Source organism: Streptomyces sp. NPDC088097, assembly GCF_044741845.1.
Lineage (GTDB): Bacteria > Actinomycetota > Actinomycetes > Streptomycetales > Streptomycetaceae > Streptomyces.
In genome coordinates this window covers 159882-172619 of record NZ_JBIUTJ010000008.1, presented here as the reverse complement: position 1 = coordinate 172619, position 12738 = coordinate 159882, and the positions used below count along the sequence as shown (strand labels likewise).

Genomic DNA, 12738 nt, shown 5'->3' with positions numbered 1-12738 from the left:
CCCTCTTAGTTCGCGTCGAAGATGTCGGCCAGCACGTCGGAGGCCAGGAAATCCGTCAGCCGCTCCACGGTGGGCTGGTTGAACAGGGCCGTACTGCTGATGCCCCGCCCCAGCTGCTCCTCCAGGCGGCGCTTGACCTGCGTCAACAGGAGCGAGGTCATACCGAGCTCGAAGAAGCTGTCCTCCATCGGGAGCTCCTCGTCCTCGGGCATGAGCAGCGCCGTCTTGAATTCCGCCACGACGATTTCTTCCAGGAGCATCCGGCGTTCCGACCGGGGTGAGGACACCAATTGTTCTGTCATACCGGTCGAGTGAAGCACAGGCTCCGTGACGACCGGCTGACGTCCTCCTGACCCGTACGCCCCGTCAGTTCAGCGTCAGCAGCGACATGGGAGGCTCGGGCGGCAGGAGTGTGTGAGATCCGGCGTGGAGGAGCCAATAATGCAGACCGATGCAAGGGAAGAGCTGCGGAGTCAGGGATATTCGTTGCTGCCGGCCGAAGGGCTCGTCCTCGACGCCGAATCGCGTCAACACGCGAAGGAATTGGCGGCCGAGTGGGACAACCTCGAAACGGACCGGTACCTGAAGGGCGGCTCCCGCTTCCGCGAGCGGCGCTACGACCGCTTCCTGTACCTCCCGCGCGCCGAGGAGGTCCGGCTGCGCCCCCACCGCCCCTACTTCCAGTCGATGGGGGCGAACGACTACGCCGGCGGCATCGACCGCGAGGTGGCCCCGCTCAGCCGGACCACCCTGGACAACCCGCTCCTGACCCGGCTGCTGCGCGCGAACTTCGAGAAGTTCCCCGTGGGCGCCGACGACGCCCGGCTGGACGATCCCTGGGACGTCCAGTGCCACCAGTTCCGGATCATCAGCACCCCCGACGAGACGGGCGAGCCCACCCCGGAGGGCCCGCACCGCGACGAGGTCGACTTCGGGGCGATCCACCTGATGGGCCGCTTCAACGCCGACGGCGGCGAGTCCCAGGTCTACGACCTCGACCGCCGGCTGGTCACCGAGTTCACCCTCACCGCGCCGATGGACACCATGTTCTGGGCCGACGCCCAGATCCTGCACGCCGTCCGCCCGATCTTCCCGCAGGACCCGTCGAAGGCGGCGGTCCGCGACGTACTGATCATGGGCTACCGGCACGCCCCGGAACTGCGGGGCTCGGACGAACTCCGCGACGCCGCCGTGCTCGGGGGTCCCACCGGCTGACCCCGGAACCGACGCCGAACACCGACATGACGATGCCCCCGAGCCGCTCACCGGCTCGGGGGCATCGTCATGGAGCGTTCACCCCCATTCGTTGCAACGGCTGCGAGGGGGGTTTGTTGCGTTAGATTCAAAACCATTGCAATGAAATCCACGCCTCCATCTGCATGTTTGTGGTTCTCGCGCAACGAATGTGTTGCCAACACCGTGAATGCAACGTAGCGTTTGCGTCATCGGAAACAGCGGGCCGGACCAGAGCACGCTGCAGAAGCTGAGGAGAGCACGATGCAGAAGTTCGACACCCAGGCCCCCGTCTCCGCCGTTCTCGACATCCCCGCCGGGCACATCCGCTTCATCGCCGCCGATCGGTCCAACACGACGGTGGAGGTCCTGCCGGCGAACCCCTCGAAGAGCCGCGACGTGAAGGCCGCGGAGCAGGTCACCGTGGCGTACGCCGACGGGGTCCTGCGGATCGAGGCCCTGCCGCCGAAGAGCCGGATCCTCGGCAGCTCGGGCTCCGTGGAGGTGACCGTCCAGCTGCCGGCCGGGTCCCGCGTCGAGGCGAAGCTGGCCGCCGGCGAGTTCCGGGGCGTCGGTCGCCTCGGAGACGTCACCTTCGAGGGCGCCCAGGGCACCGTCAAGGTCGACGAGACCGCCGGCGCCCGCCTCAGCCTCCTCGCCGGAGACATCTCGGTCGGCCGCCTGGGCGGCCCGGCGGAGATCAGCACGCAGAAGGGCGACATCCAGGTCAGCGAGGCCGTTCGCGGCACGGTGACCGTGCGCACGGAGGCCGGCGACCTGTCGATCGGCGCCGCCCGCGGAGTCTCCGCCGCCCTGGACGCCGGCACCGGTTACGGCCGGATCCACAACGCGCTCAAGAACAGCGACGGCGCCGCCGACCTGACCATCCACGCCACCACGTCCTACGGCGACATCACCGCCCGCAGCCTCTGACCGCCCGAAGTCCCCGATAGCCCGAAGCCTCTACAAGGAGCAGCTCCCACCATGACGAACCTGGCCATCGCGGCGCACGGGTTGCGCAAGTCCTACGGTGACAAGACCGTCCTCGACGGCATCGACCTGGCCGTTCCCGCCGGAACGATCTTCTCCCTGCTCGGCCCGAACGGCGCCGGCAAGACCACTGCCGTGAAGATCCTCTCCACCCTCATCACCGCCGACGCCGGCGAACTGCACGTCGCCGGCCACGCACTGGCCACCGACGCCCGCTCCGTACGATCGGCGATCGGTGTCACCGGCCAGTTCTCCGCCGTCGACGGCCTGATCACCGGCGAGGAGAACATGCTCCTCATGGCCGACCTGCACCACCTCACCAAGGCCGAGGGCCGTCGGATCACCGCCGAACTCCTCGCACGCTTCGACCTCGTCGAAGCCGCGAAGAAGCCCGCCTCCACCTACTCCGGCGGCATGAAACGACGACTCGACATCGCCATGACGTTGGTCGGCAGCCCGCGGATCATCTTCCTCGACGAGCCCACCACCGGCCTCGACCCCCGCTCCCGCCACAACATGTGGCAGATCATCCGCGAACTCGTCACCGGCGGCGTCACCGTCTTCCTCACCACCCAATACCTCGAAGAAGCCGACCAGCTCGCCGACCGCATCGCCGTCCTGAGCAACGGCAAGATCGCCGCCGAAGGCACCGCCGCCGAACTCAAGCGCCTCATCCCCGGCGGCCACGTCCGACTCCGCTTCACCGACCCCACCAGCTACCGCACCGCCGCCACCACCCTGGCCACCGCCACCCGCGACGACGAAGCCCTCGCCCTGCAACTCCCCAGCGACGGCAGCCAACGCGACCTGCGCACCATCCTCGACCGCCTGGACGCCGCCGGCATCGAAGCCGACGAACTCACCGTCCACACCCCCGACCTCGACGACGTCTTCTTCGCCCTCACCGGCGCCCCGATCCCCACCCAGAACACCCAGACCACCGAGAACGCCCCCTCCAAGGAGAACGTCCGATGAGCTCCCTCTCCCTCGCCGTACGCGACTCCTCCACCATGCTGCGCCGCAACCTCCTCCACGCGCGCCGCTACCCCTCCCTCACCCTGAACCTGCTGCTCACCCCCGTGATGCTGCTCCTGCTGTTCGTCTACATCTTCGGCGGCGTCATGAGCGCCGGCCTCGGCGGCGGCGCCGACCGCTCCGCCTACATCGCCTACGTCGTCCCCGGCATCCTGCTCATGACCATCGGCTCCACCGTCATCGGAGCCGCCGTCTCCGTCTCCACCGACATGTCCGAGGGCATCATCGCCCGCTTCCGCACCATGAACATCCACCGCGGATCCGTCCTCATCGGACACGTCGTCGGCAGCGTCCTGCAATCCATCGCCAGCGTCGTCCTCGTCGGCATCGTCGCCGTCGCCATCGGCTTCCGCTCCACCGACGCCACCGTCCTGGAATGGCTCGCCGCCTTCGGCCTCATCGCCCTCTTCGCCCTCGCCCTGACCTGGATCGCCGTCGGCATGGGCATGGTCAGCCCCAACGCCGAAGCCGCCAGCAACAGCGCGATGCCCCTGATCCTCCTCCCCCTGATCTCCAGCGCCTTCACCCCCATCGACGCCATGCCCGGCTGGTTCCAGCCCATCGCCCAGTACCAGCCCTTCACCCCCGCCATCGAAACCCTCCGCGGCCTCCTCCTGGGTACCGAAATCGGCTACAACGGCTGGCTCGCCCTCGCCTGGTCCATCGCCCTCACCGTCCTCGGCTACCGCTGGTCCACCTCCTCCTTCAAGCGCGACCCCAAGTAGGCGGAGTGAGCCCGAGGCCTCGCGCCGACGCTCCGCCCGAGGGCGGCGTACCCCCGACATCACGTCGGACGTACGCCGCCCCTTCGGCGTTCTCCGGGCTCAGACCGAGTACGGGTTCGCCGCCCGCGCCCCGCGCAGCGCCTCGGCCCACCACACGAGGCGCTCGATCATCACCTTGGCGGCGGTCCCGGTGGCCTCCGGATCGGTGGGGCGGCCCTCCCCGTCGAACTGCGACCAGACGTTGTGGAAGCTGACGGTGTCCCGGACGGTGACCGCGTGCACCTCGGAGAAGACCGGGCGCAGGTGCTCGACGGCGCGCAGACCGCCGGACATGCCGCCGTAGGAGACGAAGCCGACGGGCTTGGCGTGCCACTCCCGGTTGTGCCAGTCGATGACGTTCTTCACCGAGGCGGGGTAGCTGTGGTTGTACTCCGGCGTGACGATCACGAAGGCGTCCGCCGCGCCCAGCCGTTCGCGCAGCGACTCGGCCGCCGCGGCCGTCGCCCCGGTGGGCCGGGAACCGTGGGCGGGGAAGGTCATGGGCAGGTCGACCTCGTGCAGGTCGATCAGATCCGTCTCGATCTCGGGGTGTTCGCCGACGCGGTCGGCGAACCAGTTCGCCACGACGGGGCCGAAGCGCCCTTCGCGGACGCTCCCGATGACGACGGCGAGGCGCAGGGGGCTGACGGACATGGTGTGCTCCCGAGGAGGTCGGTCGGTGCCGACCGGTTGATCGACTCGACCTGAGCCTAAAAGCTGAAGTTTGGTTGAGGTCAAGGCCGGATCGGAGGCCCGGGACGGGACCCCGGATCCCTTGACCTCGACCGAGGTCGAGGTCGAGGTACCAGCCTGGGCGTCATGAGCACAGATGCAGCGAGCGGTTCCGGTCCCGACACCGACCTGGACGCGATCGCCGACGGCCTCGCCCCGGGCGCGACGGTCGTCGGCATCGGGGAGGCCACCCGGTCCGCCCACGAGACCTTCGTCGTGCGCGAGCGGATCTTCCGCCTGCTGGTGATCCGGCACGGCTTCCGGCTGCCGGCCGTGCACGAGGCCGCCGGCGCCGCCGCCCGCCTCGACCGGTACGTGGCCACCGGCGAGGGCACGGCCGCGGGCGCCCTCGCCGGCGCCTGGAGCCCTTGGCGCAGTGCCGAGATGGCCGGGGCCCTGGAGTGGATCCGGGAGTTCAACCGGGAACACCCGGGGGACCCCGTACGGATCGTCGGGATCAAGCCCGCCCAGGCGCGGGCCGAGGACATCGCCGTCCTGGCCCACGTACGGTCCGTGGCCCCGGAGTCGGCGGCGCGGCTCGCCTCCCACCTGGACCCGATCCGGACCGCCCACGACACCGAGGAGCACGTCCGACTCGCCCGGGGGACGCACCTGGGACGTCCCTTCGTCGAGCACGCCCGCGACGCCCTCGCCCTGGTCGAGTCCCTGCCCGACCCCGACGCCGGCGGTGTCCTGGCACGGATGCGGTTGGTCGTGGACCTCCACGAGCGCAGCGTCGCCACGCGCGGCGACTACTCCGGCGAGGCCTCCGTGGGGGCGGAGGCGATCGGCGAGCGGCAGGCCCGCACCGGCGCCCGCGTGGTCTATTGGGACGGCACGGCCCACACCGCCGCCACCGACCGGGCCCTGGGCCTGACCCCCGATCAGGGTCCGCGTCCCACCACCGGCGTCCTGTTGCGGCAGCGGTACGGCGCGGGCTGCGTCTCCGTGGCGATCGGCCCTGATCCGGTCGCCCCAGCGGGGCTCGCGCCACAGGGGCGCCACGAGCACGGAGCCGGCCTCCGCCCCGTTGGGCTCCGCGTGAGGAACGCGGCGATCGTCCCGGACGGCCGGCGGGGCCCGGGACGATCGGCGGGTCCGCTCGGCCCGGGGTCAGTGGGCCCGGGGTCGGAGGGCGCCAGGTCAGTGGGCGCGGGGTCAGACGGAGGCGCCGCTGTCGACGGCCGGCGAGTTCCCGAGGACCTTGACGGCCTGGTAGTACGTCCAGGCGGTGGAGTCGCAGGAGGTGCGCTTCGCGCCCGTGTAGGCGGAGCACACGCGCTTGAGGTCGGAGTAGAAGGCGTCGTCGAGCCGGGGCTTGTTCGCGCTGAACGATCCGGCCGCCTTGTAGTTGCGGTACCCGAAGTCGTGGCGGGCGCAGGCCGTCTGGAAGGGGAATCCGAACGGGTTGTCCGGGGAGGACGAGCAGTAGTCGGTCGACCAGTCGAACCCGTAGGCCGACCAGCTGCCCTGGCTCCCGCGCGCGGACACCCAGGAGTTGTAGCTCGCCGTGCCGGACTGCGTCCAACCGCTCAGGACCTGCGGCTTGTCGGCCGGGGCGGCCGAGGCGGGGGTGGCCAGGGCGACTATTCCGGCCACCAAGGCTGCGGTGACGGCGGTGAGTTGACGGCGCATCGGGTTCCTCCTGCGACAGTGCGCCGGGAATCCTCCGGCGCCGATGCACATCAGACTGGAAGACCGGAATATTACGGAACCCCTCTGCGGCTATACGGAATCTCTTTGCACCACATGCGGATGTTCGACGAGGGCAATGCCCGGGATCGGCCCGGTGTGATCATCTGAAGTGGATCTACCAGCCGGTAACTGGTCACATTGGCAGGTGCGTCGGGGAAACCGGCACAACGCAAACACCCGGGGGGATCGCAGCGATGCGAGAGTTTGTATTCAGTCTGTTAGGACCACTCGACGTACAAATCGACGGAATGTCGGTCCATCTGGGGGGAGCCCGACAGCGGACGGTCCTCACCATGCTGCTGCTGTCGCCCGGCCGCATCGTCTCCGTGGACAGCCTCATCGACGCCGTGTGGCCGGGCGGCGCCCCCACCACGGCCCGCAACCAGATCGCCATCTGCGTCGCCGGCCTGCGCCGGGTCTTCAAGGACACCGGCGCCCCCCTGATCACCACCTCGCACCCCGGCTACGTCCTCAACCCGGTCGACCACCGCATCGACTCCGTCGCCTTCGACGACGCGGTCCTCCAGGCCCGCGAACTCTCCCGCAGCGGCAAGAGCGCCGAGGCCTGCGACCGCTACGCCGAGGCCCTCTCCCTGTGGCGCGGACGCGCGCTGGAGGGGGTCACCGGCCCCCGCGTCGAGCAGGAGGCCTCCCGCCTGGAGGAACTGCGCCTGGACGTCCGCGAGGAGTACGCCGGCCTGCGCCTCCAGCTCGGCCGCCACCGGGCCCTGATCCCCGAGCTCTACACCCTGGTCGTGGAGAACCCGCTGCGCGAACAGGCCCGCGCCCACCTGATGCTCGCCCAGTACCGGTCCGGCCGCCGGGCCGACGCCCTCGCCGTCTTCCGCGAGGGCCGTCGGCTCCTCGTCGACGAACTGGGCATCGAGCCCGGACCCGTCCTCCAGGGCCTGCACGACCTCGTGCTCAGCGACTCCCCCGAACTCACCCAACCGCCCGCCGACCCCACCCCCGCCCCCGCCACCCACATCGCCGCCCAGTTGCCCGCCGCCTCCGCCTCCTTCACCGGCCGCGCCAAGGAACTGAGCGCCTTGGACCGGATGCTCGACGAACGCCTCGGCCAGTCGCCGCTCACCATGGCCGCCATCAGCGGCATAGGAGGGGTCGGCAAGACCGCCCTGGCCGTCCAGTGGGCCAACCAGATCGCCGCCCGGTTCCCCGACGGCCAGCTCTTCACCGACCTGCGCGGCTACGACGAGACGTACGAGCCCGTCTCGCCCGCCACCACCCTCGATCGCTTCCTGCGCGACCTCGGCGTCCCGGGCCCCCAGATCCCCGCCGATCCCGGCGACCGGGCCTCCCTCTACCGCAGCGTGCTCGGCGGCAAGCGCGTCCTGATCGTGCTCGACAACGCCCGCTCCTTCCGCCAGATCCGGCCACTGCTCCCGGGCAACGGCCGCTGCTGCGTGATCATCACCGGCCGCGACCTGATGGACGACCTGATCGGCGACTACGCCGTCCTGCGCATCGGCCTGAACACGATGTCCGCGCAGGAGGCCACCGCCCTGCTCGCCGGGGTCGCCGGCGCGGAGCGGATCGCCGCCAACCCCAGCGCCACCGAACGCCTGGGGGAGCTGTGCGACCGCCTGCCGCTCGCCCTGCGCATCGCCGGCGCGCGCCTCGCCGCGAAATCCCACTGGACCGTACGCAGCCTCGTCACCCGGCTGGAGGACCAGCGCCGCCGGCTCGACGAACTCAGCCCCGGCGAGGGCGGCGTGCGCGCCGGCTTCAGACTCAGCTACCGCGACCTGTCCCCGCCCGCCCGCCGCCTCTACCGCCGCCTCGGCCTGCTCAACGTCCCCGACTTCGCCTCCTGGGTCGGCGCGGCCCTGATCGACGCGGGCCCCGACGGGATCAACGACGCCGAGGACCTCATCGAACAGCTCGTCGACACCCAGCTCCTGGAGGTCTCCGCCTCCTCCGGCCCCGCCACCCGCTACCGCTTCCAGGACCTGCTCCGGCTCTTCGCCCAGGAGTGCGCCCAGGCGGAGGAGACCGAGGAGGACCGTACGGCCGCCCTGGAACGGGCTTACGGCGGCTGGCTCCACCTCGCCGACGCGGCCCGGGAACGCACGTACGGCGGCACGCACGCCATGACGTACGGCCGGGTGAAGCCCCTGGCCCTGCCCGACGACCTCGTGGACGAGCTGCTCGCCGACCCGATGGAGTGGTTCGAGTCCGAACGCGTGGCCCTCGGCGACGTCATCAGCCAGTCCGCGGCCGGCGATCGGTTCGCCGGCTACTCCTGGGGGCTGACCCTCAACAGCACCACCCTCTTCGAGGCCCACAACTACCTGGAGGACTGGCGCACCTGCGCCGAACAGGCCCTGGCCGCCGCCTCGCGCACCGGCGACGCGCTCGGCGAGGCGACCATGCTGCGCTCCCTGGCGACCCTGGCCATCTACCAGCGCCACTACCCGCAGGCCCAGCCGCTGCTGCTGCGCTCGCTCGCCCTGTTCGACGAGATCGGCGAGGTGCACGGGCGCGCCGTCACCCTGCGCAACCTGGCCCTGTGCGCCCGTTTCTCCGGTGACCTGGAAAGCGCCACCGCCGACGCCCGCAGGGCCCTGGAAGGGTTCCGCACGGCCGCCGACACCGCGGGCGAGTCCCACGTACTGGGCCTGCTCGCCCAACTGGAACTCGAACGGGGCAACCTCGCCGAGGGCATAGAGCTGTGCACGCAGGCCATCGCCAAGAGCAGGGAGGCGGGCAGCGTCCGGGGCGAGACCCAGAACACCTACCGGCTGGCCGAAGCCCTGCTGTTGCACGGCGACCCGGTCGGCGCCGAGCGGACCTGCCTGACGGTGCTGGAACTGACCCGCGCGGAGGGCGACCGGCTGGGCGAGGCCCACGCGCTGCGCGGGATCGGCGAGGCACGCTGGCGCCAGGGCGACTGGAACGGTTCGCAGACCGCGCTGCTCCAGGCGCTGGAAGTGGCCGAGGAGGTCGGCGACCGCTTCCTCCAGGCCCGCATCGAGGCCGACCTCGGCTTCTCGCTCGCCGTGCGCGGGGCGCCCGACGCGGTCGGCCGGCTCGAATCCGCCCGCGTCGTGTTCGAGGAACTGCGCGCCCCGGTCTGGCGGGACCGGGTGACCCGGGCCCTGCCCACCGTGGTCGCGGCGGTGGGGCCCGTCCCGCCGGAGGCCCTCGTCCGGCTGCTGGAGGAGGGCTGAGGCGAGCGCGCGAGAACGGGAAGGGCCCGGTGCCCGCGGGGACCGTCACATGACGGCCGGTGCGGCACCGGGCCCTTCCGTTCGCGCTGTTCGATCGATCGGCCGGGCCGATCAGGTCCAGGGCACCTCTCCGCCGTCGACCAGGTCGACGACGGTTCCCACGACCACGTCCACCACCGCGTCGACCACGTGGGGGAGCGGGCCGGTCCAGGGCACCTCCGGGTTGGGGCCGGTCCACGGAACCTCGTCCTGAAGGGTGTCGCGGGCGGTCGACGACACCGGCAGCCCGCTCGCCGCCGCCTCACCCGCAGAACCCGCCGCGAGGGCCACGGCGGCGGCCACCGAGCAAATGATGCCGGCGAGAACGGTGCGGGTGCTTCGCATACGGAATCTCCTCGTCAAGTCCACTTCGTCGCCGCCGTACCGGGGCGATGAGAAGGACGCTACGAACCGCCTCTGTCGGCCCGATGTTGCTCTTATTTCGCCGATGGAGTTTCGGGTTCCGGAGGCCTGAAATCGTTTCGACATCGACGGGACAGAGGTTTCGGCCATCGTGTGGCCCAGAGCCTCCACCCGGCCCGTCGTCGACAGGAAACCATGGACCTCCAGTTGCTTGGCCCGGTTGAGGCCACCCGCGAGGGCGCGCGCGTCGCGCTCTCGGGAACGAAGATGCACACCCTCCTCGCCGCCCTCCTGCTGGCCCGCGGCCGGGTGGTGCCCGACACCCGCCTCAGCCGGCTGCTGTGGGGAGCCGATCCGCCCGCCACGATGAGCGCGCAGATCTACACCTACGTCTCGCGGCTGCGCAAGCTCCTCGAACCCGAGGTCACCCTGGAGCGCCGCGCACCCGGATACGCCATCAAAACAGGTACGAGCCGTGTGGACATCCTCGAATACGAGCGACTCGACCGAACCGGCCGCCAGGCACTCCAGGAACACCGCTACGCCGAAGCCGCCGGCCTCCTGCGGGGCGCGCTGGAATTGTGGCAGGGGCCCATGTTGGTGAATGTCACCGAATTCCTCGCGGAGGAAGAAATTCCGCAATGGGAGGAGGAGCGCGCCGCCACTCTGGAAAACCGGATGGAAGCCGATCTCGCCCTCGGAAGGCACCCGGAGATCGTCGCCGAACTGACCCGGCTGGTGGCCGATTTCCCCCTGCGCGAGCGGATGCGCGCCCAGCTGATGACCGCCCTGTACCGGTGCGGACGCCAGGCCGACGCCCTCCACGTCTTCCACGAGGGCCGCTCGGTCCTCGCCGACGAGCTGGGGGTCGACCCCGGCAGCGGGCTGAAGGCCGCCCACCAGGCCCTGCTCTGCGCCACCCTGGACCTCGACCCGCAGACCGTCCGGCGCGCCACCGCCTCGCTGTCCGCCGCCCCCGCCCCCGCCGGAGCGCGGGCGGCCCGCGGACCTCAGGGCGCCACCGACCCCGGGGCCGCCCCCGCCCACGCCCGGGTACCGGGCCCCCGGAGTCCGGAGCCCGCCGGCGCCGTGCGCCCGGTGCGTGGCGAAACCGCGGCCACCTGGGCCGACGCCCCTCGGGCCACCTCCACCGAGGGCGCTCCGGCCGGGGCCGCGCCCTTCATGCCGCCCCCCGACATCGCCGGCTTCACCGGCCGGGCCCGCGAACTGGCCGCGCTGCGCCGCGTCCTCGCCGCCCCCGCCGGCCCCGGTGAGCCCGCCGGCCCCCGCCGCTGCCTGATCACCGGCATGGCGGGCATCGGCAAGACGGCCCTCGCCGTCCACGCGGCCCACGCCGCCCGGGAGGAGTTCGCCGACGGGCAGCTGTACGCCGACCTGACCGGGCCCGACGGCGCCCCCAAGGACCCGCGCGGCGTCCTGGCCCGCTTCCTGCGCGCCCTCGGCACGCCGGCGCCCGAGTCCGCCGTCCACGACCTGGAGGAACTCGTACGCATCTACCGCACCCGCACCGCGGGCCGTCGCCTCCTCGTCCTCCTGGACAACGCCCCCGACGGCGCCGAGATCGCCCCGCTCCTGCCCGCCGGGCCGCACGCCGCGGCCCTGGTCGTCGGACACGTCCACCTCGCCGTCGAGACCGGGCCGCTCACGCTCGCCCTCGGCCCGATGAACGCCGCCGAGTCCCTCGCCCTGCTCACCGCGACGGCCGGACGGGCCCGCACCACCGCCGAACCGGCCGCCGCCCGGCTGATCGTGGAGCACTGCGCCGGGATGCCCCTCGCCCTGCGCATCGCCGGAGCCCGCCTCGCCGCCCGCCCGCACTGGTCGGTGGCGCGCCTGGCACAACGGCTGGCCGACGAGCCCACCCGCCTGGAGGAACTCGCCTTCGGCGAGCTGGACGTGGCCGGCTCCCTCGCGGGCTGGCTGCGCCGCACCGACACCGAGAGCCGCGAGCTGCTGGCCCGGCTCTCCGTGCTCGGCGCGCGGCCCTTCTCCGCCGCCTCCGCCGCCACCGTCCTCGGACTGCCCGTCCGGCGGGCCGAGGACCTGGTGGAACGCCTCGCCGACGGCGCCCTCCTGGAGCCGGTCCGCTCGCCCGGCGTCCTGGGCGGCCCGTCCGCCCACGCCTTCCACTTCCACCCGCTGGTCCTGCTCCACGTCCAGTCGCTGCCGGTGGAGCGCCCCGTACGGGCCACGCTCGCGCAGGCCGGCTGACGACGGACGGGCCCCCCTTCCCCGGAGTTCGCTCCGGGGAAGGGGGGCCCGTCCGTGCGCCCCGGCACGTTCAGCGCGGGGCGTTGCCCGCGCGCACCGCCATCGACCCGCGGCAGAACTCCAGTACGGCCATGGCCATCGTGCCGCCGGGACGCCCGAGGCGATCGGCGTAGCGGCGGATGACGACGTTCTCCCGGCCCAGCTCGGTCCGGCGGCCACCGGCCGAGATCCGGGCGCTCTGGACGGCCTCGGAGAGCCCGTGGCGGCGCTCCAGCAGGTGCAGGATCTCCGCGTCGAGGACGTCGATGGAGTCGCGCAGGCCGGCGATGACCTCGTCGGCGGAGACGGGCGCGACGGTCGTGAGGGTGGACGAGCTCATGGCGTTCTCCCGGTGGGGTGGACGGACGGAACGGACGGACGGAACGGACGGACGTACAGACGTGCGGACGTGCGGGGCCTGGTGG

Annotated in this window: 10 protein-coding genes and 2 pseudogenes; 7 read left to right on the top strand and 5 right to left on the bottom strand. The window is 71.8% G+C overall.

Annotated features, from left to right (window positions below; all coding sequences use genetic code 11):
- Nucleotides 1–5: 5 nt before the first annotated feature.
- The gene (locus ACIOD1_RS23205) at nucleotides 6–260 is read right to left on the bottom strand and encodes an acyl carrier protein (protein ID WP_365622518.1); all 255 of its coding nucleotides are present in this window, start codon (nucleotides 258–260) and stop codon (nucleotides 6–8) included.
- 181 nt (nucleotides 261–441) lie between these two features.
- Here ACIOD1_RS23205 and ACIOD1_RS23200 point away from each other — a divergent pair, with 181 nt between their 5' ends.
- The 4 genes from ACIOD1_RS23200 (at nucleotide 442) to ACIOD1_RS23185 (ending at nucleotide 3983) form a co-directional block, all read left to right on the top strand.
- Complete coding sequence (locus ACIOD1_RS23200) at nucleotides 442–1215, top strand: 2OG-Fe dioxygenase family protein (RefSeq protein WP_365622516.1); 774 nt, start codon at nucleotides 442–444, stop codon at nucleotides 1213–1215.
- A gap of 282 nt (nucleotides 1216–1497) precedes the next feature.
- Nucleotides 1498–2166 carry a DUF4097 family beta strand repeat-containing protein gene (locus tag ACIOD1_RS23195; RefSeq protein ID WP_401904349.1) on the top strand — a complete coding sequence of 223 codons (669 nt, stop codon included), beginning with the start codon at nucleotides 1498–1500 and terminating at the stop codon, nucleotides 2164–2166.
- Between the two features lie 51 nt (nucleotides 2167–2217).
- The gene (locus ACIOD1_RS23190) at nucleotides 2218–3198 is read left to right on the top strand and encodes an ATP-binding cassette domain-containing protein (RefSeq protein WP_401904347.1); all 981 of its coding nucleotides are present in this window, start codon (nucleotides 2218–2220) and stop codon (nucleotides 3196–3198) included.
- Entirely contained in the window at nucleotides 3195–3983 is a 789-nt protein-coding gene (locus ACIOD1_RS23185) for an ABC transporter permease (protein WP_365622510.1), read from the top strand. The genes ACIOD1_RS23190 and ACIOD1_RS23185 overlap by 4 nt, the downstream gene beginning before the upstream one ends.
- 99 nt (nucleotides 3984–4082) lie before the next feature.
- Here ACIOD1_RS23185 and ACIOD1_RS23180 read toward each other — a convergent pair whose 3' ends face one another.
- The gene (locus ACIOD1_RS23180) at nucleotides 4083–4676 is read right to left on the bottom strand and encodes an NAD(P)H-dependent oxidoreductase (RefSeq protein ID WP_365622508.1); all 594 of its coding nucleotides are present in this window, start codon (nucleotides 4674–4676) and stop codon (nucleotides 4083–4085) included.
- A gap of 165 nt (nucleotides 4677–4841) precedes the next feature.
- Here ACIOD1_RS23180 and ACIOD1_RS23175 point away from each other — a divergent pair.
- Nucleotides 4842–5702 (top strand): annotated as a pseudogene (locus tag ACIOD1_RS23175) (erythromycin esterase family protein); the annotation flags it as partial.
- 210 nt (nucleotides 5703–5912) lie between these two features.
- Here ACIOD1_RS23175 and ACIOD1_RS23170 read toward each other — a convergent pair.
- Nucleotides 5913–6389, bottom strand: coding sequence for a phospholipase (locus ACIOD1_RS23170; protein ID WP_401904344.1), 477 nt, complete (start codon nucleotides 6387–6389; stop codon nucleotides 5913–5915).
- Nucleotides 6390–6697: 308 nt separating this feature from the next.
- Between ACIOD1_RS23170 and ACIOD1_RS23165 the strand changes: the two genes are divergently transcribed.
- A complete protein-coding gene (locus tag ACIOD1_RS23165; RefSeq protein WP_365622504.1) occupies nucleotides 6698–9640 on the top strand; it encodes a BTAD domain-containing putative transcriptional regulator in 2943 nt (980 codons plus the stop codon).
- 111 nt (nucleotides 9641–9751) lie between these two features.
- Here the strand turns inward: ACIOD1_RS23165 and ACIOD1_RS23160 are convergent, their stop codons facing one another.
- Complete coding sequence (locus tag ACIOD1_RS23160; protein WP_365622502.1) at nucleotides 9752–10024, bottom strand: hypothetical protein; 273 nt, start codon at nucleotides 10022–10024, stop codon at nucleotides 9752–9754.
- A gap of 213 nt (nucleotides 10025–10237) precedes the next feature.
- On the opposite strand from ACIOD1_RS23160, the gene ACIOD1_RS23155 reads away from it, so the two are divergent.
- Nucleotides 10238–12274, top strand: coding sequence for a BTAD domain-containing putative transcriptional regulator (locus ACIOD1_RS23155; protein ID WP_401904341.1), 2037 nt, complete (start codon nucleotides 10238–10240; stop codon nucleotides 12272–12274).
- A gap of 70 nt (nucleotides 12275–12344) precedes the next feature.
- Here the strand turns inward: ACIOD1_RS23155 and ACIOD1_RS23150 are convergent.
- Nucleotides 12345–12659 (bottom strand): annotated as a pseudogene (locus tag ACIOD1_RS23150) (chorismate mutase); the annotation flags it as partial.
- Nucleotides 12660–12738 lie beyond the last annotated feature (79 nt).

Bases quoted from the DNA above. Each gene is read 5' to 3' on its own strand.
- ACIOD1_RS23180 (WP_365622508.1), bottom strand. From the start codon at position 4,676: ATGTCCGTCAGCCCCCTGCGCCTCGCCGTCGTCATCGGGAGCGTCCGC.
- ACIOD1_RS23170 (WP_401904344.1), bottom strand. From the start codon at position 6,389: ATGCGCCGTCAACTCACCGCCGTCACCGCAGCCTTGGTGGCCGGAATA.
- ACIOD1_RS23195 (WP_401904349.1), top strand. From the start codon at position 1,498: ATGCAGAAGTTCGACACCCAGGCCCCCGTCTCCGCCGTTCTCGACATC.
- ACIOD1_RS23160 (WP_365622502.1), bottom strand. From the start codon at position 10,024: ATGCGAAGCACCCGCACCGTTCTCGCCGGCATCATTTGCTCGGTGGCC.
- ACIOD1_RS23190 (WP_401904347.1), top strand. From the start codon at position 2,218: ATGACGAACCTGGCCATCGCGGCGCACGGGTTGCGCAAGTCCTACGGT.
- ACIOD1_RS23155 (WP_401904341.1), top strand. From the start codon at position 10,238: ATGGACCTCCAGTTGCTTGGCCCGGTTGAGGCCACCCGCGAGGGCGCG.
- ACIOD1_RS23185 (WP_365622510.1), top strand. From the start codon at position 3,195: ATGAGCTCCCTCTCCCTCGCCGTACGCGACTCCTCCACCATGCTGCGC.
- ACIOD1_RS23200 (WP_365622516.1), top strand. From the start codon at position 442: ATGCAGACCGATGCAAGGGAAGAGCTGCGGAGTCAGGGATATTCGTTG.
- ACIOD1_RS23165 (WP_365622504.1), top strand. From the start codon at position 6,698: ATGTCGGTCCATCTGGGGGGAGCCCGACAGCGGACGGTCCTCACCATG.
- ACIOD1_RS23205 (WP_365622518.1), bottom strand. From the start codon at position 260: ATGCTCCTGGAAGAAATCGTCGTGGCGGAATTCAAGACGGCGCTGCTC.